The organism is Microcystis sp. LE19-8.1F, from assembly GCF_027531715.1.
Taxonomy (GTDB): Bacteria; Cyanobacteriota; Cyanobacteriia; order Cyanobacteriales; family Microcystaceae; genus Microcystis; species Microcystis wesenbergii_A.
The window spans coordinates 1-23,643 of the sequence record NZ_JAPZSO010000064.1 but is presented as its reverse complement, the minus strand read 5'-3'; the positions used below and the strand labels follow the sequence as shown (position 1 = coordinate 23,643).

General features: G+C 42.5%; 23 protein-coding genes and 1 pseudogene. 11 read left to right on the top strand and 13 right to left on the bottom strand.

What is annotated here, in order from left to right; translation table 11 throughout:
* Positions 1-31: 31 nt before the first annotated feature.
* Together coaE and purC are read right to left on the bottom strand one after the other, a co-directional pair.
* A complete protein-coding gene (gene coaE / locus O9334_RS06570; RefSeq protein ID WP_045362823.1) occupies positions 32-631 on the bottom strand; it encodes a dephospho-CoA kinase in 600 nt (199 codons plus the stop codon).
* A gap of 61 nt (positions 632-692) precedes the next feature.
* Complete coding sequence (gene purC / locus O9334_RS06565; RefSeq protein ID WP_277874329.1) at positions 693-1,418, bottom strand: phosphoribosylaminoimidazolesuccinocarboxamide synthase; 726 nt, start codon at positions 1,416-1,418, stop codon at positions 693-695.
* Positions 1,419-1,756: 338 nt separating this feature from the next.
* Between purC and O9334_RS06560 the strand changes: the two genes are divergently transcribed.
* A complete protein-coding gene (locus O9334_RS06560) occupies positions 1,757-2,053 on the top strand; it encodes a DUF7219 family protein (protein WP_190381053.1) in 297 nt (98 codons plus the stop codon).
* Positions 2,054-2,323: 270 nt separating this feature from the next.
* Here the strand turns inward: O9334_RS06560 and thrS are convergent, their stop codons facing one another.
* Positions 2,324-4,123, bottom strand: a complete 1,800-nt coding sequence (gene thrS, locus O9334_RS06555) for a threonine--tRNA ligase (RefSeq protein ID WP_045362831.1) — start codon at positions 4,121-4,123, stop codon at positions 2,324-2,326.
* A gap of 134 nt (positions 4,124-4,257) precedes the next feature.
* On the opposite strand from thrS, the gene O9334_RS06550 reads away from it, so the two are divergent.
* On the top strand, positions 4,258-5,178 hold the full coding sequence (locus O9334_RS06550) for a metal ABC transporter solute-binding protein, Zn/Mn family (RefSeq protein WP_287999698.1): 921 nt from the start codon (positions 4,258-4,260) through the stop codon (positions 5,176-5,178).
* Between the two features lie 85 nt (positions 5,179-5,263).
* Here the strand turns inward: O9334_RS06550 and O9334_RS06545 are convergent, their stop codons facing one another.
* The 3 genes from O9334_RS06545 to O9334_RS06535 form a co-directional block, all read right to left on the bottom strand.
* Positions 5,264-5,479 (bottom strand): hypothetical protein, encoded by a 216-nt coding sequence (locus O9334_RS06545; RefSeq protein ID WP_045362837.1) that lies wholly within the window; start codon positions 5,477-5,479, stop codon positions 5,264-5,266.
* Between the two features lie 24 nt (positions 5,480-5,503).
* On the bottom strand, positions 5,504-6,607 hold the full coding sequence (locus O9334_RS06540) for a CobW family GTP-binding protein (RefSeq protein ID WP_287999697.1): 1,104 nt from the start codon (positions 6,605-6,607) through the stop codon (positions 5,504-5,506).
* A gap of 102 nt (positions 6,608-6,709) precedes the next feature.
* Positions 6,710-7,147, bottom strand: a complete 438-nt coding sequence (locus O9334_RS06535) for a DUF4079 domain-containing protein (RefSeq protein WP_016514615.1) — start codon at positions 7,145-7,147, stop codon at positions 6,710-6,712.
* Positions 7,148-7,151: 4 nt separating this feature from the next.
* Here O9334_RS06535 and O9334_RS06530 point away from each other — a divergent pair, with 4 nt between their 5' ends.
* Entirely contained in the window at positions 7,152-9,788 is a 2,637-nt protein-coding gene (locus tag O9334_RS06530) for a M1 family metallopeptidase (RefSeq protein WP_190381139.1), read from the top strand.
* Between the two features lie 360 nt (positions 9,789-10,148).
* Here O9334_RS06530 and O9334_RS06525 read toward each other — a convergent pair whose 3' ends face one another.
* The 4 genes from O9334_RS06525 to O9334_RS06510 all read right to left on the bottom strand — a co-directional run bounded on the left by O9334_RS06525 (position 10,149) and on the right by O9334_RS06510 (position 12,145).
* Entirely contained in the window at positions 10,149-10,643 is a 495-nt protein-coding gene (locus tag O9334_RS06525; protein WP_045362868.1) for a helix-turn-helix domain-containing protein, read from the bottom strand.
* Positions 10,644-10,877: 234 nt separating this feature from the next.
* Positions 10,878-11,228: a HepT-like ribonuclease domain-containing protein gene (locus O9334_RS06520; RefSeq protein WP_147070680.1), complete on the bottom strand. Its 351-nt coding sequence runs from the start codon at positions 11,226-11,228 to the stop codon at positions 10,878-10,880.
* A complete protein-coding gene (locus tag O9334_RS06515) occupies positions 11,218-11,508 on the bottom strand; it encodes a nucleotidyltransferase family protein (RefSeq protein ID WP_002757283.1) in 291 nt (96 codons plus the stop codon). The genes O9334_RS06520 and O9334_RS06515 overlap by 11 nt, the downstream gene beginning before the upstream one ends.
* Before the next feature lie 136 nt (positions 11,509-11,644).
* Complete coding sequence (locus O9334_RS06510; protein ID WP_045362991.1) at positions 11,645-12,145, bottom strand: helix-turn-helix domain-containing protein; 501 nt, start codon at positions 12,143-12,145, stop codon at positions 11,645-11,647.
* A 163-nt stretch (positions 12,146-12,308) separates the two neighbouring features.
* Between O9334_RS06510 and O9334_RS06505 the strand changes: the two genes are divergently transcribed.
* The 7 genes and pseudogenes from O9334_RS06505 to O9334_RS06475 all read left to right on the top strand — a co-directional run bounded on the left by O9334_RS06505 (position 12,309) and on the right by O9334_RS06475 (position 16,112).
* Positions 12,309-13,040, top strand: coding sequence for a PEP-CTERM sorting domain-containing protein (locus O9334_RS06505; RefSeq protein ID WP_473110834.1), 732 nt, complete (start codon positions 12,309-12,311; stop codon positions 13,038-13,040).
* Positions 13,041-13,186: 146 nt separating this feature from the next.
* Positions 13,187-13,426 carry a DUF4160 domain-containing protein gene (locus tag O9334_RS06500; RefSeq protein WP_190721029.1) on the top strand — a complete coding sequence of 80 codons (240 nt, stop codon included), beginning with the start codon at positions 13,187-13,189 and terminating at the stop codon, positions 13,424-13,426.
* Positions 13,386-13,649, top strand: coding sequence for a DUF2442 domain-containing protein (locus O9334_RS06495; protein ID WP_287999695.1), 264 nt, complete (start codon positions 13,386-13,388; stop codon positions 13,647-13,649). Before O9334_RS06500 ends, O9334_RS06495 begins: the two co-directional genes overlap by 41 nt.
* A 475-nt stretch (positions 13,650-14,124) precedes the next feature.
* On the top strand, positions 14,125-15,183 hold the full coding sequence (locus O9334_RS06490) for an AAA family ATPase (protein ID WP_287999694.1): 1,059 nt from the start codon (positions 14,125-14,127) through the stop codon (positions 15,181-15,183).
* Positions 15,180-15,437, top strand: coding sequence for a hypothetical protein (locus O9334_RS06485; RefSeq protein WP_190381719.1), 258 nt, complete (start codon positions 15,180-15,182; stop codon positions 15,435-15,437). Before O9334_RS06490 ends, O9334_RS06485 begins: the two co-directional genes overlap by 4 nt.
* A gap of 134 nt (positions 15,438-15,571) precedes the next feature.
* Positions 15,572-15,820 (top strand): hypothetical protein, encoded by a 249-nt coding sequence (locus tag O9334_RS06480; protein WP_045362883.1) that lies wholly within the window; start codon positions 15,572-15,574, stop codon positions 15,818-15,820.
* Between the two features lie 58 nt (positions 15,821-15,878).
* A pseudogene (locus tag O9334_RS06475) lies at positions 15,879-16,112 on the top strand (type II toxin-antitoxin system RelE/ParE family toxin).
* 39 nt (positions 16,113-16,151) lie between these two features.
* Here the strand turns inward: O9334_RS06475 and O9334_RS06470 are convergent.
* From O9334_RS06470 to psaA, 3 genes are all read right to left on the bottom strand, one after another.
* Positions 16,152-16,643, bottom strand: a complete 492-nt coding sequence (locus O9334_RS06470) for a DUF29 domain-containing protein (RefSeq protein ID WP_287999693.1) — start codon at positions 16,641-16,643, stop codon at positions 16,152-16,154.
* Between the two features lie 54 nt (positions 16,644-16,697).
* Positions 16,698-18,911 (bottom strand): photosystem I core protein PsaB, encoded by a 2,214-nt coding sequence (gene psaB / locus O9334_RS06465; protein ID WP_002770787.1) that lies wholly within the window; start codon positions 18,909-18,911, stop codon positions 16,698-16,700.
* Between the two features lie 178 nt (positions 18,912-19,089).
* Positions 19,090-21,336 (bottom strand): photosystem I core protein PsaA, encoded by a 2,247-nt coding sequence (gene psaA, locus O9334_RS06460; protein ID WP_045362886.1) that lies wholly within the window; start codon positions 21,334-21,336, stop codon positions 19,090-19,092.
* Positions 21,337-21,803: 467 nt separating this feature from the next.
* Between psaA and O9334_RS06455 the strand changes: the two genes are divergently transcribed.
* Positions 21,804-23,354, top strand: coding sequence for a hypothetical protein (locus O9334_RS06455; RefSeq protein ID WP_287999692.1), 1,551 nt, complete (start codon positions 21,804-21,806; stop codon positions 23,352-23,354).
* The last annotated feature ends 289 nt before the right edge of the window (positions 23,355-23,643 follow it).

The window sequence follows — 23,643 nt, the reverse complement described above, 5'->3', positions numbered from 1 at the left end:
GGGGATTAAGGGGGGAAGGGGGGATATATCTTCAATTTAATTCTAACCAGCTACTTATAGCTCGATCGATCTGGGTATATAAAGCTTCTAAATCCCCGGAATTGTCTAAAACAATATCAGCTAAGGCAATTTTTTCGGCTAAAGGCATTTGATTATTAATCCGAGCGATCGCTTGTTCTCTGCTTAAGTTATTTCTAGTCATTAAGCGTTCAATTTGTTGCTCTAAACCGCAGGAAACCACCCAAATCTCTGTGACTAAATGGGTTAGTTTGGCTTCCAATAATAAAGGAACAGAAAAAACAACTATCGGTGCTTCTAACTGCTCTAAATGCCGCTTAAAACATTCTCTAACGTAGGGATGAATCTGACTTTCTAACCAGATTTTTTCCTCGGTATTATTAAAAATAATCTCTCCTAACTGTTGGCGATTAAGGGAATTATCCTCAGTTTTAACTTTTCTGCCATAACGCGCAAAAATTCTCTCTAAAATTGCCGAACCTTTTTCCACTGCTTCCCGGGCATAAATATCCGCATCAAGGACAGGAATTTTGTAGATATTTTCTAAATAATTGGAAACCGTGGATTTACCACAGGCTATTCCCCCTGTTAACCCGATAATTCTTCTTGACATAAATTATTAAATTGCTAATCTCAATTAAGGTGCGTTACGCGCTCGCTAACACACCCCAAAGTTATAAACTCTCTATCTGTCGTAAAACTCTTGCTTGTACTTGTTGATAAGCAGTTTCCACATCTCCTAAATCGCGACGAAAACGATCCTTATCGAGAATACGCGCTTGGGCGTCCTCTTGGGTTTTATCCCAGAGACGACAGGTATCCGGGCTAATTTCATCACCTAGATAAATTTTGCCGGTTTTATCAACTCCAAATTCTAACTTGAAATCGACGAGAATAATCTGGCACTTATCGAAAAATTCTTGCAGATATTGATTGATTTGCAGGGCTAAATCTCGTAACTGATTGACTTGCTCCTCGCTGGCAATATCGATCACTTTTATGCGATCGGTTGTTAACAAAGGATCGCCCAAAGCATCATCCTTGAGGTAAAATTCTACAAGAGGAAAAGGTAAAACTTTCCCCTCCTTTAATCCCGTTTGCTTGCACAAACTCCCGGCGGCGATATTTCTGACTACTACTTCCAAGGGAATGATTTTAATCGCCTTGACGCGCATTTCCCTAGAACTAGGGCGATCGATATAATGGGTAGGTATTCCTAGGGATTCTAACCATTTAAATAGGGCAGTGGAGACAGTACAGTTAATTTCCCCTTTGCCAACAATTTGCCCGCGTTTTTGGGCATTAAAAGCCGTGGCATCGTCTTTGTAATAAGTGAGGAGAATATCGGGATCATCGGTTTGATAGAGAATTTTGGCCTTACCTTCATAGAGTTTTTCCATAGTTATCATCCTCGACAATTGATAAACGAAAATCGATGGTTAATCGGATAGTGGCAGCAGCAAATTTTGGCGATCAACCTAGACAAAAAATTTATATCATTAGGTAGATGATTGTTAAGAAAAAATAATGTATAATTGCTGCTTAAAGATAACTGCCAACATTTTGCGACCGAACCTTAACCTATAACCAAAAAGTGTCACGATCCTAGTGGTCAACTTTTGGCGAATCAGCCAAGTTTTTACTTGAATCCTCAATGATAGCCAACAATTGATATTATCTCCCATTATCATTACCGAAAAATCTAAAGAAATTCCGAAAAATTACCCGCCGTCGCCCTATGAACCAGAATCCTCCTAACGATGATAACCCAAATCTCCCCGATCGCCGCAAGGAGGATTTTCTCTATCCTCGCGCCCCCTATTATGGAGAATTTAAGCCAGAAAACTTGCTATTTAACGCCAATTTACAGGAATTTGCCCAAAAAGTCAGTTTTATTTGTAATCTGGAAACGGGGGGCAAAATCAGTTCTCTAGAAGCCTACCAAAAAATTAAAGCCCTCTGGAAAGACTTAAAACAGAGCAAAAAAGGCCTAGGCATTGGGGAAAATACCTTTCAAAAAGATGATGATACCTAAAGGGTAATAGACCTCTTGCAAAAATCAAAAATCTGACCTTAGGTGAGGAGTCTCCGAGCCAGTAGCCGGTCGTCAGGAGAATTAAGAATGAGCATTAATCAATTAAATGCTCTATTTAGAGATTTTATGCAATTTTATGTCTATTTTTCTCATTTTTGCACTCTCGAAAATTAATTATGCAAGAACTCTAATCAGTAAAAATCTCCTCGCTTGATCAAAAATACTGGGACAGAAATATTTTCTGCCCCATAGAATGAGATGAGCAAACGCTTAAAAATTACCGTGATTTTGGATGGCACTTTCTAATTTTGCCACCACTTCCTCGACGCTAATTACTCCTAAATCGCCCGTGGCACGGGTGCGAATACTTAAACTATTACTTTCCATTTCCTTTGCCCCCACCACTGCCATCACGGGGATTTTTGCGGTTTCAGCATTGCGAATCATTTTACCCAAACGTTCGCCACTGGTATCGGTTTCGGCGCGAATTCCTAACAATTGCATTTTCGCTGTCACCTCTTTAGCGTAATCCAATTGAGTATCACTAACCGGTAATAATCGTATCTGGACAGGGGCTAACCAAAGAGGAAAATCCCCCGCGTATTCTTCGATTAAAATACCGATTAAACGTTCCAAAGAACCAAAGGGAGCGCGATGAATCATCACCGGACGTTTACGATTACCATCTTCGGCAACATATTCTAGTTCAAAACGTTCGGGTAAATTATAATCTACCTGTACCGTTCCTAACTGCCATTCTCTTTCGAGGGCATCTTGGAAAATAAAGTCTAATTTTGGACCGTAAAAAGCCGCTTCTCCGGGGGCTTCAAAATAATCCATCCCCAAAGTTTGCACCGCTTTTCTAATCGCTGATTCTGCCTTTTCCCAAGCTTCATCGGAACCGATATACTTATCCGATTCGGGGTCACGAAAACTCAATCGCGCCTTAAAATTCTTTAATTGTAAACTCTTAAACACCGTCAAAATTAAATCAACAACGCTTAAAAATTCCTTGTCTAATTGTTCGGGAGTGACAAACAAATGGGAATCATCGACGGTAAAACCGCGAACTCTAGTTAATCCTCCCAATTCTCCCGATTGTTCGTAACGATAAACTGTACCGAATTCTGCCAAACGCATCGGCAATTCCCGATAGGATCTCAAATCACTTTTATAGATTTGAATATGAAAAGGACAGTTCATCGGTTTAAGCACAAATCCTATTTCCTTACCAGCAGATTCCTCATCGTCTGCCATCATGGGAAACATATCTTCTTTGTACTTTTGCCAGTGACCGGAAATTTTAAACAAATCGACGCGAGCAATATGGGGAGTAACTACGGGTAAATAACCGCGTTTTAACTGTTCTTTTTTGAGAAAATCTTCTAACAAAGAACGAATTAAAGTTCCTTTGGGAGTCCATAAAGGCAACCCCGGCCCGACAGAATCAGAGAAAATAAATAAACCTAATTCTTTGCCTAATTTGCGATGGTCCCGTTTGAGGGCCTCTTCCTTGCGGCGCTTGTATTCGGCTAATTGTTGGGGATTTTCCCAGGCTGTACCGTAAATGCGCTGTAATTGGGCTTTATTCTCATCCCCGCGCCAATAAGCACCCGCTACCGTCTCTAATTCGATCGCTTTTGGGTCTAGTTCGCTTGTATTATCTAGGTGCGGACCGGCGCACAAATCCCACCAAGCGTCACCAAGATGATAGAGGGTGATGGGTTCTTGAATTCCCGCCAGAATTTCCAGCTTATAGGCTTCATTAATCGCTTTAATGCGCTTTTCCGCCTCTTCCCGAGAAACTTGCTCGCGAATCACCGGCAGTTTTTTATTGATAATTTTGACCATCTCTTTTTTGATGTCCTTGAGATCCTTATCGGTAAAAGGTTCCGGCACATCAAAATCGTAGTAAAATCCGGTTTCAGTCCAAGGCCCGATAGTAACTTGGGCTTTCGGGAATAATTTCTGCACCGCCATCGCCATCACATGGGAGGTGGTGTGACGAATTCGCTTGAGGTGGTCGGATTCGCTGGTTTTCGGTAGTTTAATCGGGGCTTGGTTATCCATATCTCTTGAATTTACACCTTCTCTATTCTCTATTTTAATAGTAAAAGGAGTCTTTAGTCAGGAAAAAAATCAAGATAGATATCAATGCCATTTCCCCTCATCTCTAACCTCTAAACCCTCATCTCTATTTCCCGATGAAAAAACTAATTTTATCCTGTTTATTTTTGGGATTGGTTGCTTGTAATGCTGCGGTTAATACCCCCGATAACCAAAAACCCAAGGTAATCTCCACTAGCACAATTATCGCCGATTTAACCGCACGAGTGGGCGGTGAAGAAATTGACCATCAAGACATTTTAAAACCGGGGGATGATCCTCACGTTTATGAACCAGTTCCCGCCGATAGTGTCGCTTTAGAAAAAGCCGATTTAATTCTCTATAACGGTTATAATCTCGAACCGGGGTTAATTAAAATGATCAATTCTACGGGGATTAAGGCGAAAAAAGTGGCCGTGGGAGAAGCCATTACACCTTTACAACTGGAAAAAGAGGGGCAGAAAGTCCCGGATCCCCACGTTTGGGGTTCGGCGAAAAATGGGATAATCATGGTGGAAAAAATCCGAGATCAATTGATTGAATTAAGTCCCGAAGATAAAGAGATTTTTACTGCAAATGCCGCCCAATTAATCAGGGAATTAGAAAATCTTGATCGCTGGATTACTGCGGCTATTGAAACTATCCCCCCTTCCCAAAGGCAATTAGTCACCACTCATGACGCTTTTCAGTATTATGCTCATGCCTACGGTTTAAAAGTTGCGGGAACTTTAATTGGCATTAGTACCGAAGAACAACCTAGCGCCCAAACGGTGAAAAATTTAGCCGATGCTATTAAAAATCTCCAGGTTCCTGCTATCTTTGCCGAGACGACTATTAATCCCACTTTAATTACCACTGTAGCCGCAGAAGCGGGGGTAAAATTAGCACCACAACAATTATATTCTGATTCGATCGGTGCGGTGGGTACTAGAGGGGATAGTTATGTAAAAATGCTCAGGGAAAATACTCGCTCGATCGTGGAATCTTTAGGAGGAAAAGTACCTCAAGAAGGTCAATAGACCTCTTGTAAAAATCAAAAAATTGTCCTTAGAGTCAGGAGTTAGGAAGGCAGAAATACCGACAATCAGCAATTATCGGTGACTTTTAGATGATGACAAATGGATCAGCAGCTGCCTGTAAGCATCCCACCGAAAAGCTAATGCGCGGGGGGTTTGGGGGCGGCACTTCGACACGCTCAGTGACCGCGCCACGCCCCCAACGGGGGGTTTGGGGGGTAGAACCCCCCAAAAGCTTGGATTGAGGGAAAAAATCGAAAGTAACGCCCGACTTTAGCAGAGAGTTTCCCCTTAAAAATCCCAACTTAGTAGATTTACAAAGCGGGGTTTATTTCCCAAATCCTTTACCGCGATTGACAGCAGGTAAACTGAGACAATTGTTAATCTGTTCTTTTAGGGTTTCATGATCGAGATTTTGACCGATAAGAACTAGCTGATTTTTGGGAGTACCTTTCCATTCGTCATCTTCGAGAGTAAAACGTTTGCCACTAAGGTGGAAAATATGACGTTTAGGACTCTCATCAAACCAGAGAATACCCTTAGCGCGGAAAACGCTTTCTGGTAACTGATTATCGAGGAAATATTGGAACTTCCGAATCGAAAAAGGTTGGTCACTAGCAAAGGAAATAGAAGTAAATCCATCCACCTCTAAATGATTGGAATGGTCGTGATGATCATGATCGTGATCGTGGTGGTGATCATGGTCGTGATCATGATCGCAATGGTCGTGATCGTGGTCGTGGTGATGATGGTCGTGGTGTTCTTCCTCTGTGTCGAAATATTTATCCGATTCAAATAGTCCGACGCTGAGAATTAAGGGTAAAGGGACCTGACTTTTGCTAGTACGAAGAATTCTCGCTCCTTCCTTCATGTCCCGGATTCTTATTTCTAAAGAATCCACATCAGCTTCATCCACTAGATCGGTTTTATTGAGAACAATAATATCACCGTAGGTGATTTGACTTAAGGCCGCTTGCGAGTTGAATAAATCGAGACTAAAATTGGCACAATCCACCATAGTGACAATGGAATCTAAACGGGTCATTTCCCGTAATTCCGTCCCTAAAAAGGTTAAAGCTACCGGTAAAGGATCGGCTAATCCCGTGGTTTCTACGACTAAATAATCGATTTTTTCGGGACGTTCGAGAACTTTATAAACTGCTTGAATTAAATCCTCGTTAATCGTGCAGCAAATACAGCCATTATTTAATTCTACCATGCTGTCATCACTGCTGATAATCAGTTCGTTATCGATACCGATTTCACCGAATTCATTGACAAGAACAGCAGTTTTTAATCCCTGTTGATTGCTGAGAATATGATTGAGGAGAGTAGTCTTACCACTACCAAGAAACCCAGTAATAATTGTTACCGGTAGCCCTTTTTTTGGCACTGACATCGTGTTAATAGCTTGTGATTCGACGGTTTGCATAATGATTTGGGGGTGAGTATTCTGTCACTAAAAAGCGATTTTTCGGGATGAGATAGCTAGTTTTTCTCGATCAAACAGTCTCCACTCGATCGCCGACTATTTTTATTGTAGATATTTTTGGACCACATCCCATCCTGTTAGGGTAACAAAAAGAAAACCCAGAAACAATAAAAGATTAGTGCCGATGTGGAGAGACCGCGCTAGAGGTGGACGAGTTGTAATGTTCAGGCCGGTAATTGCCGAAACAAAAACCAGAAAAACCACCGATAAACCCGCTATCAGGTGGGAAGAGTGGCCTAAACTGCCATAATGACCGATTGTTCCCACTAATCCGATTCCCAGCAGAATTAAGACCAAAGCAACCATGATCAGGCCGCTGAGGAGATGAAAGGGTCTTAACCATTTTGGTCGAGATTGGCCCGCGAGTCGTCGATAACCCATGTTTACCCCCGAAACCGCTAGTAAAAAATAGGCAAAGAGGGTAAATCCCATCGACCAAGCGGCAATTTTCCATAACCAGAGAAAGGAAGGGAGATTCATAGGGGTGGGATTATTATTAGCAAGGAAAGGGACGACCGATCGTGTTAATTTAAGTTTACCGGACAAAAATCAGCAAGTTAGGGCTAATATGTCTCATCTCACCATCGACACGGAAAATAATCAGCGTCAACCCTTTGAATTACCGGGGGCTAAACCCCATTATAACCCCGATCGACCCGGACAAGTTAATCATATTTTTCTCGATTTAATTATTGATATTCCTCAGCAAAGTTTTCAGGGCAGCTGTCAGATTACCCTCACCCCCATTCGTCAGGGAATTAGCAGTTTAACCCTGGATGCAGTGGATCTAAATATTAATTCTGTGTTCATTGAAGGTATCAGTCAACCCTTTGACTATGATCGTTCTCTGCTGACCATTCATCTGCTACAACCCACCAGCGATAAACCGATTATCCTGACGATTAACTATCAGGTTAAGCAACCACAACGGGGATTATATTTTATCGGCCCCGACGAATATTATCCCGATAAACCGATGCAAGTTTGGACCCAGGGAGAAGATGAAGATTCTCGCTTTTGGTTTCCCTGTTTTGATTACCCCGGCCAATTAACTACCTCCGAAATTCGGGTTAAAATTCCCCAACCCTATATCGCTATTTCTAACGGGGAATTAATCTCGGTGGCAACCGTTGGTGAGGACAGAATTTATCACTGGTCACAAAAGCAAATTCATCCCACCTATTTAATGACTCTTGCGGTGGGAGATTTTGCCGAATTATGCGACTCATGGAATGGTGTTCCTGTCACTTATTATGTGGAAAAAGGACGGGAAGAAGAGGGCCAAAGAAGTATGGGTAAAACTCCCCGCATGATCGAGTTTTTTAGCCAAAAGTTTGGTTATCCCTATCCCTATCCCAAATACGCGCAAGTTTGTGTAGATGATTTTATTTTTGGTGGGATGGAAAATACTTCCACCACAATTTTAACCGATCGCTGTTTAATTGATCAAAGAGCCAGCATCGATCATACTTGGACAGAAAGCTTAGTTGCCCATGAATTAGCTCATCAATGGTTCGGTGATTTAGTAGTAATTAAACACTGGTCTCACGCTTGGATTAAAGAGGGAATGGCTTCCTATTCTGAGGTTTTATGGACAGAATCGGAATACGGAAAAGCTGCTGGTAGTTATTATTTATTAGGGGAAGCAAGAAGTTATTTAGAAGAAGATGCTTCCCGCTATCGTCGTCCGATTGTTACTCATGTTTATCGAGAAGCGATCGAACTTTATGATCGTCATCTCTACGAAAAAGGTGCTTGTGTTTATCACATGATCCGCTCTATTTTAGGGGAAGATTTATTCGGAAAAGCGATTCATACTTTTGTGCGGGATAATGCCCATAAAACCGTAGAAACTGTGGATTTATTACGGGCGATCGAAAAAGCGACCGGCTACAATTTATTATTCCTCTTTGATCAGTACGTTTATCGCGGTGGTCATCCCGATTATAAGGTGGCCTACAGTTGGGATAATCAGAATAATTTAGCCCAATTAACCGTCACCCAAACTCAGGATGAAAAGGAACTATTCGACTTGAAAATTCCCGTCGCTTTTGCCTATCTCAACTCTGACGATCTTACCTACAATCTGCGGATTCACCAAAAAGAACAAAGTTTCTATTTTCCCCTAGCACAAAAGCCCGATTTTGTCAAGTTTGATCGGGGTAATAATTTCCTCAAAACCGTCACTCTTGAGTATCCCATCGCCGAATTAAAAGCGCAATTACAACAGGATCCCGACCCGATTTCCCGTATCTATGCAGCGACGGCCATTGCTAAAAAAGGCGGTTTAGAAGCGATCGAAGCTTTAGGGACATCCCTAGAAAATGAGCCTTTTTGGGGTGTGCGTGTGGAGGTGGCCAAACAGTTAGCAACTCTTGGTTTAGATCAGGCAGTTACTGCTTTAATTAAAGGTTTAAACGATGAAAAAGCACAAGTCCGTCGGGCAATTGTCGAGGGATTAAGTGAAATTAAAACCTTAGATAGTTATAACGCGCTTAAATCCCTATTAGAAACTGGAGATGCTAGTTATTATGTGGAAGCGGCCACGGCGCGAGGATTAGGCTCCATGGCCGTGGGACAATTACAAAATAAAGAAGGGGAAATTATTGACCTGCTCAATCACATTTTACAGTCAAGAAAGGGGTGGAATGAGGTAGTAAGAGCGGGCGCAATTGGGGGTTTAAGCCAGTTAAAAACCTCGCCGGCGGCTTTGGAGTCAATTTTGACCTACACGGCTTTAGGCACGCCTCAACCCCTGAGATTAGGAGCTATCCGCGCCCTGGGAGCGATTTCTTCGGGACAAACCACGGATAAATTAACCGTAATTTTGGAACGTTTAGAAACCATTGCCAAAGAAACTTTTTTCTTGACGCAAGTGGCAGTGTGTAACGCTTTAGGACAGATAGAAAATGCCAAAGCTATCGCTATTTTACAAGCTTTGAGCGATCGAACTCCCGATGGTCGCGTCCGTCGTGTAGCCGAGGAAGCAGTACAAAAAGTCCAGAAAAAATTAGGTTCCGAGAAAGCAATTCAGGAAATTCGCGAGGAATTAGAAAAAATGAAACAGGAAAATCAGGAACTTAAAAGTCGTTTGACCAAATTAGAGGCGAAAAATAGTTAGTTAACCTGAGTTATCAGTAATCAGTTATGGCGTTGCTGAATCAAGGTATGAATCAGCAACGCCGAAATTATTAATGAATTTAGAAATGCTTGGACAAAATACTTCTCAAGTTGAAGTAATACTAATTCTACAAAATCTGGCTACAAAAGTCTGAACTCCCTAAATCCTCCTTTTCAAGGGGGGCTTAAATTCGATAATTTGATGTGTAGTTTTTATGAGAGAGAATTGGTATAAGTAGAGATTAGGGAAGCTTAATCCACCGAAAAACCCTATCCACTAAATTGCGACAATTCGCCAGGATAACCATTAAGCGGTGCGTCAACAATAGCTTAACACCCTCTACCACTGTCAACCTGACTTCTAATTAGGTTGCTTGGGTTTTTCGAGTTGCTCTTTAACTAATTCTAAGGGAAGTTTTAATACTCTAGCAATTTGTTCGACGGTTAAGCCTTCTTTCATCAATTCTGTAGCGATTTCGAGTTTATATTCTTCTTCTGGATCAAATTTTTGTAACTGATTTTCTGGTAGTTGATTACAGATATTACCTTCGCTAATTTGGATTCCAAATACATTATTGTTAGCGACATTATAATAATATCTTCGCAGACTAGACCTAAGATTGGCTTTATTAACTTCTTCTCCTAGAATTTCCGATAAGGTTTTCCATAGCTTACCGGCTACATCCTTGACATATTTCTCGGAACGATGATGATTTTTAGCGATTTCTGTGTATTTTTGGTGATTAATCACCCCTTCTAAGATTTCAGACTGAACATCATCTAAATTTTCTCCTGTATAGGAAAAGATAAGATTATCAACAGTTGTAATTAAAGAGTGAATATCAAAATTGTTCATTTTTAAACACAGAATCAAGATTAATAAGCTTTTACCCGACATTATATGACATTATCAGGTGTACGGTCAATTTAATATTATTTTTAGATTTAAGTTATTTTTCTTAATACTGCTTTATATAGCTTTAAAACGCTCTCATTCACCCGAAAAAGAACCCAATAACGTCGGTTAAATTGCCTTTTTTATATAACTCATTCCCCCTTAATTGAATAAGTTGAGGGGGATTTTTATAGATTAATTTTCGGCTTCATTTTCTAAAATTTCCTGTAATTGTGAACGCAATGGAGTTAGATTATTTTCAATCGTCCGCCAAGCAATTGCCAATTCTACCCGAAAATATTCATGAAAAATGAGATTTCGCATATCTCCCATTAAACGCCAAGGAATTTGAGAATAACGCAATTGTACCTCACTAGGAATATTTCTAGATGCCTCACCAATAATTCCTAAATTATAAAGAACTGCTTTAAGAGTCACTCGATTTGAGCTAAAATCTTCAAAGGTCATATTAGCCGTCCATTCCAAGATTTCATCAATGGATTCAATAATATCTTGAAGACGAAGTTGCCAATCTCTAAAAGGCATTAATCACATCCTTTAATACAGGTTGTCGTAAATGTTCTTTTAAAGAATCTTGAGTACCTAAATCAACAGAACATCCTAATATATCTTCTAAGTAAAGTCGTACCTCGATAAACTCAAATAACCCTACCGCTTTACTAAATTCTACCAATAAATCTACATCACTGTCAAAACGTGCTTCATCCCTTGCTACTGAACCAAATAGAGACAGAGATTTTACCCCTAGTTTTTCTAATTGTTCTCGGTGTTTTGCGAGAATTGTTAGTACCTCATCTCGTTTCATGGCTATTTCCTGAAATCTGATTCCTTCATTGTAACCTTAATGGTTGTCTCGTTGATATTGGCTCTCATGATGAAGTTTATTAAAATAGAAATTATTATTGAACTTAGAAATGCTCTGCCAGTGCCAAATACCACCATTAATTAGGTTGCTTAGGTTTTTCAAGTTGCTCTTTAACTAATTCTAAGGGAAGTTTTAACACTCTAGCAATTTGTTCGACGGTTAAGCCTTCTTTCATCAATTCTGTAGCGATTTCGAGTTTAGATTCTTCAGCAAGATTAGGTTTTTGTAATTGATTTTCTGGTAGTTGATTACAGATATGACCTTTATTAATTTGTACGGGATTTATTACATTAAAGTTATGAGAGACATTATAATAATATCTTCGCAGACTAGACCTGAGATTAGCTTTATTAACTTCTTCTCCTAAAATTTCTGATAAGGTTTTCCATAATTTACCAGCTACATCCTTGACATATTTCTCGGAACGATGATGACTTTTAGCGATTTCTGTGTATTTTTGGTGATTAATCACCCCTTCTAAGATTTCAGACTGAACATCATCTAAATTCTCTCCTGTATAGGAGAAGATGAGATTATCAACAGTTGTAATTAAAGAGTGAATATCAAAATTGTTCATGGCATTGGTTTAACTATGGGATTAAGTCATAATTGCTTGACATTATAGCACAGAATGTAAATTTAGGTACTTTATACGACTTTATCTTACTTTTTAGTGCTTGAAAGTTAATCTTTAATGTCATAAGCTCTTAGAAACCTTAGCTTAAGCAAAAATAATGAAAATGAACAGAGTTAAAAGTTCTCTATTGAAATCGGGTTTATGTGTTTTCAGTTTTTCCATATCACTTCTTTGTCAAAAAACTCCTGTACTGTCTGCTACAGTATCAAGTTCTAGTTCAACACTTCAATCTGTAGGTATTGTAAATGACTTTGATAAGATTTCTGTAATATTAGATGGTATTTTAAAACTTTGGGGTATTGTTGCACCTGTTGGAAGACCTTTACAGCCAGAAGATTTTACAACAATTAAATCAGCCAGGTTGTTGATTGCGTGTGTCAATGGAATCTGTGATAAGGATGAATCTCAAAGTAATAGTCTAGTAAGCATTAATAAACGAACAGTAGAAAAAACAGGACAAGTTAGTTCAATAGCATCAATTAGTGGTGCTTTAACCCAAACTAGCATTGGAAAGAATCCGGCTTGTGTCGGAGATACGTTTGTTGATGGTCTCAGTCCCATTAAGTGTGAAAAAAATGTTAAGGCCGTTGGTAAACCTGGAGAGGTATTTGTAAAAAATGTAACCGCATCTGCCTTTGGTCTTGTTTATGATGGCAGGGGTGGAAGACTGCTTATGGACGGAGCAGAATCCATGGACGAAGTTTATAGAGAAATCCCCGAACCTACATCAACCCTAAGTCTTCTTTCTCTTGGAATACTTGTTGCAGGTGCAACCTTAAAACGGAAAGTAAAACGCTCTCATTCCCTCGAAAAAGAACCCAGTAACGTCGGTTAAATTGCTTTTTGTATAACTCATTCCTCCTTAATTTTAGATCGGTTGAGGGGGATTTTTATGCTCTTGCTTCTCCTTCTTGTATTTTTAAATTAATATTTGCTATAATAAACGAAGGGTAAGCATCAATCATCCTGATTAGATTTCTGATGAGTCCAACTGTTTTCCGAGAAGATGGCTATCGCTTCTTTTTCTTTTCCCGAGAAGAAACAAGAATGCACGTTCATGTTCATTGTGCAGAAGGAGAAGCTAAATTTTGGCTGGAACCACAAATTGAATTAGCTCGTAATCATAACCTATCTCGAAAACAACTTCAAGCGATAGAAACTATTATTGAGGAACGACAAAATGAACTTAGAAATGCTTGGACAAAACACTTCTCAAGCTGAAGTAACTCATATTTCTTCCCATGGAATATGGATTCTGGCAAACAATGAAGAAATGTTTCTTTCCTATCAAGATTTTCCCTGGTTTCAAGATATACCTATTAGACAAATTTTAAATATACAAGAGCCTTTTCCTAATCATTTTTATTGGCCAGATTTAGATGTAGATTTAAGCAAAGAAATTATTAAAAATCCTGAGAGATTTCCTTTAAAAGCTAAAGCCTAGTTTTTATCCTTAATTAAGTGCTTGCCGTAGATGCAACCTTAAAACGCACTCATTCCCTCGAAAAAGAACCCAGTAACGTCGGTTAAATTGCCTTTTTGTATAACTCATTCCCCCTTAATTGAATAAGTTAAGGGGGATTATTTGTTAGGTTTAGGCTTTGCACTATAATAGTTGATAATTAAGATGAGGTCTTAAAATAGAACAGCAAACCCTAAAAGGGACTTGGGGATGGCTGTGTCCTCAACTTGCCTCCGCATTTTAAAAGTCCCCACTATAAATCTTAGAGAGACTGAGACAATTTAGCTGATGGAAAATAGCCGATGCACTTGCGCTAGGGTTTTCGTATCTTGAAAACCCCGTTTTTTGTCTAAGTCCTAAGGGAGTTATACTAGCGCACTTTGCCCCCTAAAAGCTATCATCTTGAAAGGGGGCATTTTAGAAGTATAGTGAGCGACTCTTTTCTAGGCACGCAGAAATGCTGAATAACTTAACAGTTAAAAATTTGACGGTTTTTCCCGAAATACAGCTGCAATTTTCCCAAAATCTGAATGTCATTGTCGGGGAAAACGGAACAGGCAAAACTCATCTTCTCAAGATTCTCTATTCGGCACTCGCTACCAGTGGGGAAGAAGGGCGAAAATCTCCGAACGGAACGCCAACAAAAACGTTATTGCAAACTCGTTTAGCCGATAAACTGATTCATGTATTTCGCCCCGATTATTTAGGAAGGCTCACCCGCAGAAAACAAGGGCGAGAACGATGTGATATAAAATTACACTTTCAAGATAGTCGATTTAATTTTGCTTTCAGTTTCGCAACTAATAGTAAAACAGAAGTCTCCCTAGAGGAAGTTCCAGAGGCTTGGCTTGATGTATCTTCTGCCTATTTTCCCACTAGAGAGCTATTGACAATTTTTCCAAACTTTGTATCTCTATACGAAAGTCATTATCTTGAATTTGACGAAACTTGGCGAGATACTTGCTTACTTCTCGGCGATCCTTTGCAACGTGGCAATAAGGAAAAACCCATTCAAAAGTTATTGGAACCGATCGAATCGGCGATGGGAGGTTCGCTAGAGTTAGATAAAAATGGGCGTTTTTATCTAAAAAATGAAAGTGGACGATTCGAGATGCCTCTCGTTGCCGAAGGAAATCGTAAATTAGCGATGTTAGCTCGTCTAATCGCCACTGGTGTGTTAATGGAAAAAGGTGTTTTATTTTGGGATGAACCAGAAGCGAATCTCAACCCTATTTTGATCAGAGAAGTCGCTAAGAGCATCGTCAATCTTAGTCATGCGGGTATTCAAGTCTTTCTGGCAACCCATAGTTTATTTTTACTACGAGAACTGGAAATTTTAATGAGCGATCGAGATAACTTTCCCCTGAATCAGCGTTTTTTCGGCCTACATTTCTCCGATGGTGCTGTAGTCGTTCAACAAGGAAATACAAGCGATGAAATCGGTGAAATCACAGCCCTTGATCAAGATCTTGCTCAATCCGATCGCTTTTTAAGTATGGGAGAAGAAAGACGGTGAGGGTTGAAGTGGACGGCATAATCTTTGATTTTCCCGATTCGTGGCAAGTCAGTAAATACGATAATTGGTCTTTTTATCGTCACCAGTTCTCTACAATGCTAGATGGAATTAAAGGGGTTGATTTGATTGCGATTGCTCGACAAGATATCTGGTTAATTGAGGTGAAAGATTATCGCCAGTCACGTCGTACTAAAGCTCAAGATCTCGCCGAAGAAGTTACCGAAAAAGTTCTCTATACAATCGCGGCTAAGTAGGTAGGCGTTAAAAATTATCAGACACCCCCCTTATCAAGGGTAGGGTTGATTCATGAATCAACCCTACCTTATCAAGGAGGACAGGGGGGATCGAACCTAAAATCCATTTTTAATTTAATTATAACCAGCTACTTATGTTACCAGCGAAGATTAATGCCTCTGACAAATCCGAAGCAAATTTTGCCAGAAAAGTTCTTCAGGGAAAACAATTACAGGTTGTCCTCCATCTTGAACAACCGGAAACACATTCCCGACTTTTTCCCCGCGCCATTAACCCTGTAGATGTGCAGCAAAAACTGAGAAGATTAATTAAGCCGATCGCTCCTCATCCAAAGGTGGTAGAATCTACTCGGATGCAGAGTGTACCGTGGAGTGTAATTTAATTCTCATATTCTCAACTGGCAAATTAATATAACTCATTTCCCCTTAATTTTAGATCAAATGAAATTAGTTGCTGACAAGAGTTTTAAAAGAGCATTTAAAGAATTTATCAAGAAAAATCCTCAACTTAAATAAAAGTTATTGAGTATCTTAGATTGATTAGAAGCTGATCCCTTTCTTCCTTCTTTAAAGTCTCATAAGTTAACAGGAAGTTTAGAAGGATATTGGTCTTTTTCTGTTGCTTACGATTGTCGTATTATTTTTACGTTTCGTCAAGATACTGAATTGCTATAGATAAGGATAATTTTCTTTCTTGCCTTTAATTCTCCTATTCTAAACTGGTAAAAAGTCAAAATCTATGATTTCTGCAAAGGTATAAGGACAAACTTGCGGAAACGTATCCAAAGATAAACCAGTTTTTTTGATCACCGATCGCTTGGCTTTATCATAAATTATATCTAGCCTAGAAGCCCCATAATTGTAGAGGGTTTTTGACTGGAATAAAATTTCTAGTTCTAGACGGAAATTATCGATTTCATCGGCCCATCCCCGGCCACAATTACCTTTTTCAGTCAGCCAATACTGATACATTAATAAATGTTTAACGGTTTGAATTAGATAGCTTTCCACTTTGTTTCTTTGTTCTCTCCCCAAATCTTCTATCTCCGTTAAAAGATGTTCCCAATCTAAATTTTTAATCTCCCCGCGTCGAATTTGTTCGGTGGTTCGCTCAATCCACAAAACAAAGTCCTGATCATAAAGCTGTTTTAATTCTTCCAACTGCATAGATTTTTGAGATTGAGCCGCGCTTTTATGATCAATCATAAACAAAACCCCCCACCAATGGGCGGGGGGTTTTTTAGTCACCTAATTCAAGGTTTAGCCGAACTTGCCAGCAGTGGAAGCGATCAAGAAGGCGGCGTAGGTGAAGATATAGCCAACGGTGAAGTGAGCTAAACCAACCAAACGAGCCTGAACGATCGAGAGAGCCACGGGTTTGTCTTTCCAACGAACGAGGTTCGCCAGAGGAGTGCGTTCGTGGGCCCAAACGATAGTTTCGATCAACTCTTGCCAGTAACCACGCCAAGAGATCAGGAACATGAAACCGGTTGCCCAAACGAGGTGTCCAAAGAGGAACATCCATGCCCAGACAGAAAGGTTATTAACACCGTAGGGGTTGTAACCGTTGATTAACTGAGCCGAGTTAGCCCAGAGGTAATCGCGGAACCAGCCCATCAGGTAGGTGGAGTTTTCGTTAAACTGAGCCACGTTACCCGACCAGACACCGAGGTGTTTCCAGTGCCAGTAGAAGGTTAACCAACCCAAGGTGTTCAACATCCAGAACATGGCTAGGTAGAAGGAATCCCAAGCAGAGATGTCGCAAGTACCGCCACGGCCAGGACCGTCGCAAGGGAAGGAATACCCGAAGTCTTTTTTATCGGGCATTAATTTGGAACCACGAGCGTCTAAAGCACCTTTAACCAGGATTAGAACGGTGGTGTGTAAACCAAGAGCGATCGCATGGTGAACGAGGAAGTCGCCAGGACCGATGGTTAAGAAGAGGGAGTTAGTGCCGCTATTGATTGCGTCTAGCCAACCGGGCAACCAAACATCACCGTAGTTAGGATAGGCGGTGTAAGCGATGCTATCGGGGTTAGACAACAGTACGTTCATGCCGTACAGGGTTTTACCCGAAGCAGCTTGCACGAATTGAGCGAACACAGGTTCGATCAGGATTTGTTTTTCGGGAGTACCGAAAGCGACGACGACATCGTTATGAACGTAGAGGCCGAGGGTGTGGAAACCTAAGAAAAGGGAAACCCAGCTTAGGTGAGAGATGATCGCTTCTTTATGCTCCAGCATCCGCGCCAGCACGTTATCTTTGTTCGCTTCGGGATCGTAGTCACGCACGAAGAAGATAGCACCGTGGGCGAAAGCACCCACCGCTAGGAAACCAGCGATGTATTGGTGGTGCGTATAAAGAGCCGCTTGGGTGGTGTAGTCCTTAGCGATAAAGGCATAAGGGGGTAGCGCGTACATATGCTGCGCCACCAGAGAGGTGATCACGCCTAAAGAAGCGAGAGCCAAACCGAGTTGGAAGTGGAGAGAGTTGTTAACCGTGTCATAAAGATTTTTGTGACCGGCTCCTAACTTACCACTGGGGGGTCTGTGTGCATTGAGGATGTCCTTAATGCTGTGACCGATGCCCCAGTTGGTGCGGTACATATGACCAGCCACAATGAAGATCACAGCGATCGCCAAGTGGTGGTGAGCCATATCGGTTAACCAGAGGGACTCGGTTTGGGGATGGAAACCACCTAAGAAGGTGAGAATCGCAGTTCCCGCGCCTTGGGCAGTACCGAAAATGTGGTTAGCAGTATCGGGGTTTTCCGCATACACACCCCAGTCACCGGTGAAGAAGGGTAGTAAACCCGCCGGGTGGGGGGGAGTGGAGAGGAAGTTGTCCCAACCAACGTGCTGACCGCGGGATTCGGGGATAGCAACGTGAACGAGGTGTCCGGTCCAAGCCAGAGAGCTAACACCGAACAGAGCGGCGAGGTGGTGGTTCAGGCGAGATTCAGCGTTTTTGAACCAAGCGAGGCTAGGACGGAACTTAGGTTGTAAGTGTAACCAGCCAGCAAAGAGGAAAATCGCCGAGAGAATCAGCAGGAACACCGCACCTTGGTATAGGTCTTGGTTGGAGGTCATACCGATGGTGTAGAACCAGTGGTAAACCCCGGAATAGGCGATGTTAACCGGATTAGAAGCGCCAGCTTGGGTGAAGGCATCCACAGCACCTTTACCGAACTGGGGATCCCAAATCGCGTGGGCGATGGGACGGATGTTTAAGGGATCTTTGATCCACTGCTCGAAGTTACCTTGCCAAGCGACGTGGAATATAGTACCGGAAGTCCACAGGAAAATGATTGCAATGTGGCCGAAGTGCGACGCGAAAATCTTTTGGTAGAGATTCTCTTCCGTCATGCCATCATGACTTTCAAAATCGTGGGCTGTGGCGATCCCGTACCAAATCCGACGGGTGGTCGGATCTTGGGCTAGATCTTGGCTAAATTTAGGGAATTTAGTTGCCATAGCTGTTTAGGAAATTCTCCTCTCTAAATAACTGAGGCTCTTACACGAGTGCTGGTTATTTCCTTTTTTAAATTCACCCACTGTAATAGGAAACGCTTACAGAGGTATCGGTCAATCGACGCTGGTTCAGCCTAGTCTTGCCAATCCCCGGGGGACTGGCAAGCCCTTATAGGCAAGTTTAGCCAATCGAGAGACTTCTGGCCAAGAAGAATGCCCAAGTGGTGACAATACCGCCTAAGAGGTAGTGAGCCACACCAACGGCACGACCTTGAATGATGCTCAGGGCGCGAGGTTGGATAGCGGGGGCAACTCTTAACTTGTTGTGCGCCCAGACGATCGACTCGATTAATTCTTGCCAGTAGCCGCGACCACTGAACAGGAACATCAAGCTAAACGCGAAGACGAAGTGACCGGCTAGGAACATGATTCCGTAGGCAGACAGGGCGGAGCCATAGGAATTAATGACTTGCGCCGCTTGCGCCCAGAGGAAATCCCGTAACCAACCGTTGATGGTGATGGCACTTTGGGCGAAGTTACCGAGGGTAACGTGGGTGACAGTGCCATCGGGGGCGACGGTTCCCCAGACATCGGACTGCATTTTCCAGCTAAAGTGGAAGATTACGACCGAGAGGGAGTTGTACATCCAGAACAGGCCGAGGAAGACGTGATCCCAACCTGAAACTTGGCAGGTACCGCCGCGACCGGGACCATCGCAGGGGAAACGGAAACCGAGATTCGCTTTATCGGGAATCAGACGGGAACCGCGAGCGTAGAGAACCCCTTTGAGGAGAATCAACACGGTTACATGGATGGTGAAGGCGTGGATGTGATGCACGAGGAAATCGGCAGTACCGAGAGTGATCGGCATCATGGCCACTTTGCCACCCACTGCTACTACGTCGCCACCGAAAGCATAACTAGCGGTAGTGAGAGCGTTAGGAGCGGTGTTGCCGGGGGCTAGGGTGTGGAGACTTTGTACCCATTGGGCAAAGATGGGTTGTAGTTGAATTCCCGTATCCGAGAACATATCTTGGGGACGACCAAAAGCCCGCATGGTGTCGTTGTGAATGTATAAACCGAAGCTATGGAAGCCGAGGAAAATACATACCCAGTTCAGGTGGGAGATAATTGCGTCGCGATGACGGATCACCCGATCGAGCAGGTTATCGACGTTTTTGGCCGGATCGTAGTCGCGTACCATGAAGATCGCTCCGTGCGCTCCCGCACCGACGATTAAGAAGCCACCGATCCAAGTGTGGTGAGTAAACAAGGATAGTTGGGTGGCGTAGTCAGTCGCCTGATAGGGATAGGGCGGCATGGCGTACATATGGTGGGCCACGATGATGGTTAGCGAACCTAAGAGAGCCAGGTTAATCGCTAACTGGGCGTGCCAAGAGGTGGTCAGGATTTCGTACAGTCCTTTGTGACCTTGACCGGTGAAGGGACCTTTGTGGTTTTCGAGGATTTCCTTCATGCTGTGACCGATACCCCAGTTGGTACGGTACATATGGCCGGCAATGATGAATAATACAGCGATCGCCAAGTGATGGTGAGCGGTATCGGAAAGCCAGAGACCACCGGTCACGGGGTTCAAGCCACCTTTGAAGGTGAGGAAATCCGAGTAAGCACCCCAGTTAAGGGTAAAGAAGGGGGTCAAACCCTGGGCGAAACTGGGATATAAATCCGCCATCTTGCTCGGTTCGAGGATGAACTCGTGGGGCAAGGGGATATCTTGGGGAGCGACTCCCGCATCGAGGAGTTTGTTCACCGGTAAAGAAACGTGAATCTGATGACCGGCCCAACCTAGGGAACCTAAGCCGAGTAAACCCGCCAAGTGGTGGTTCATCATCGATTCCACGTTTTGGAACCATTCCAGTTTCGGTGCGCTTTTGTGGTAATGGAACCAACCAGCAAACAGCATCAGGCCCGCCATAACTAAACCACCGATAGCGGTGCAGTATAGCTGATAGCTGTTGGTGAACCCGGAGGCGCGCCAGAGGTAGAACAGACCAGAGGTGATCTGAATACCGTGGAAACCACCGCCCACATCGCCGTTCAGGATGCCTTGACCGACGATCGGCCAGACCACTTGGGCGCTGGGTTTGATGGCCAGCGGGTTGGTTAACCAAGCTTCATAGTTAGAAAATTTCGCGCCGTGGAAGTACATTCCACTCAGCCAAACGAAGACAACGGCGAGATGTCCGAAGTGGGCGCTGAAGATTTTCCGAGAAATATCTTCTAGATCGCTGGTTTGACTATCAAAATCGTGGACGTTGGCGTGTAGGTTCCAAATCCAGGTAGTGGTTTTGGGTCCTTTGGCTAAAGTGCGATCAAAATGCCCCGGTTGCCCCCACTTCTCAAAGGAAGTAGGTACTGGGTCTTTATCTACAATCACTTTAGCTACCGCTTTGGGGGGGAGTGCCATGAGGATTCTCCTCTCTCGACAATAGACTTAGCGTTTTATTTGAGGATAGATTTTTTAACCTAAAAAAGGCAAGTTGAAATCTGACCCACCTTTTGTTAATGTCGCTTGACTTTCCTCTTGGGTGAGATTCCAGTCGAAAGCATCAATAGTAGATGATAAGTCTTTGTTCTCTTGTCTGTTCGTTATGCTTAACAATAATTAAAATTCTCTCAATCCTTGATAGGAGAGACATTTTCTGCTATGGACGGTCTTAGTCAGGGTCAGACCGGTGATTTTTCTTTACAAAAGTTTATCAATTGTCGCTCCAGAAGCCAATTTCCCCCTTTTCTCCCCGATCAGACCATATAGAAAATTCAATAGATAGATTCTCAAAAAACAATCAAACAATTCTGTAAAATTGAGGCCATGACCTCATCTTCTCGCGCTTTTGCTGACACCGGAGCATTCAATGACTCTAGCAAAAATCAATGGTTTGTATAGATTTTGGCCTTGGCTCTAGGAGGAACGTGCTATCCCTACTACATAAATTAATCCCAGTCAAAACCCTTCATATATGTCTTGTGATCGGTTTACTGACCACCCTGTTAACCGCCTGTGGCGATCGCCTGACGGCTACCAATCTCCCCACTTCCGAAACCCCTCATCTTCCCGTCCTCCAAGGACGCATTTCTGAGGTTGCCCCCCCGGCCCTAATTCAGGAACTGCGCCCCAGTTTAGATCGTTACGCTCCCCAAGTAACGATTCTCAGTCCTCTGGCCGAACAAGTTTTCGATGACCCTCAGGTGACAGTTAAACTACAAGTGTCAGAGCTGCCAATTTTCCAAGACGATACCCTGAAATTAGGACCCCACTTGAGCCTAATTGTCGATAATGAACCAGCAGCAGCTATTTACGACCTCAAGCAACCGATTATCCTAGAAAATCTTGCTCCCGGTACTCACACCCTCCGCGTCTTGGCCCTGCGGCCTTGGCAGGAAAGTTTTAAAAATGATGGTGCCTTCGCTGAAACAACCTTTCATATTCTGACAAAAACAGGCAAAAATGCCCCTGATCACAACTTACCCCTATTAACCTACAGTAGTCCGCAGGGAATCTACGGTGCAGAACCGATCCTGCTCGATTTTTATCTGAGTAATGCTCCTCTACGTCTGTCCAATACTGCCAACGGGGATAATAATCTTCAAGATTGGCGCATTCGTGTCACTGTCAACGGGGAAAGTTTTCTGCTTGATACTTGGGAACCAATCTATCTCAAGGGTTTTGCCAAGGGCAATAACTGGGTACAACTAGAATTCATCGATGGTAAGGGAAATAAAATCGAAAACGAGTTTAATACCAGCGTGCGCGTGATTAGCTTTGATCCCTCTTACCAAGACGGTCTTAGTCAATTAGTCCGTGGCGATTTATCCCCTACAATTGCCCGTAGCATTGTTGATCCCAACTATAAAACTATTCCTAGTCTAGAGGAAGAAACACCCGTTATTGAGCCAGAAACCCCTATAGTTGAGGAGGAAAAAAACCCTATAGTTGAGGAAACCCCTGTTATTGAGGAAGAAGAAACCCCAATAGTTGAGGAAACCCCTGTTATTGAGGAAGAAGAAACCCCAATAGTTGAGGAAACCCCTGTTATTGAGGAAGAAGAAACCCCAATAGTTGAGGAAACCCCTGTTATTCAGCCAGAAAGCCCTGTTATTCAGCCAGAAAGCCCAATAGTGGAAGAAAAACCAGTAGAGACAGAAACAATCGAAAAGGTCGAGGAAACCCCCGAAGCGATCGAATCTCCCCTAACCACCATACCAGAGACAAAAGAGATTAACGAACCGGCCCCTCGGGTTCAGCCTCCGGTAGAAATGGAACCTATTCCCGAACCCCAAAACAATAGCGAGCAAAAAATCACCATTTTTGATCGCATTCAACAAACTTTAAATCGCTTCCAGTTAGCCTCTCCCCCAGCAGAAAAAGATATCGAACTACCCACCCTCGATCCTGAATTATTCACCAATATCGATCGATCTTAAAGCCTAGCTTCATCCGGTTTTCAGGGAATAGGGTAATGGGGAATTTTTCAGTGAGCAGTGAACAGTAAACAGTAATCAGTGAAAAGAAAGTTCCCAAGTTTGGTTCTATTGGAGTTAAGGTGATCAGCTTATCTTATCGAAAAAAGGGCATATAGCGTTTTTCAGTCTGCTGAGGTACAAAAGTTATGGGTTTTAGGCAAAAGGCAAGAGGCAAAAGTCAAAAGGGAAGAAAAATATGTGTACCTCACTAGCTTATAGCGGTGTGCAGTCGTATTAGGTACAGTGTCAC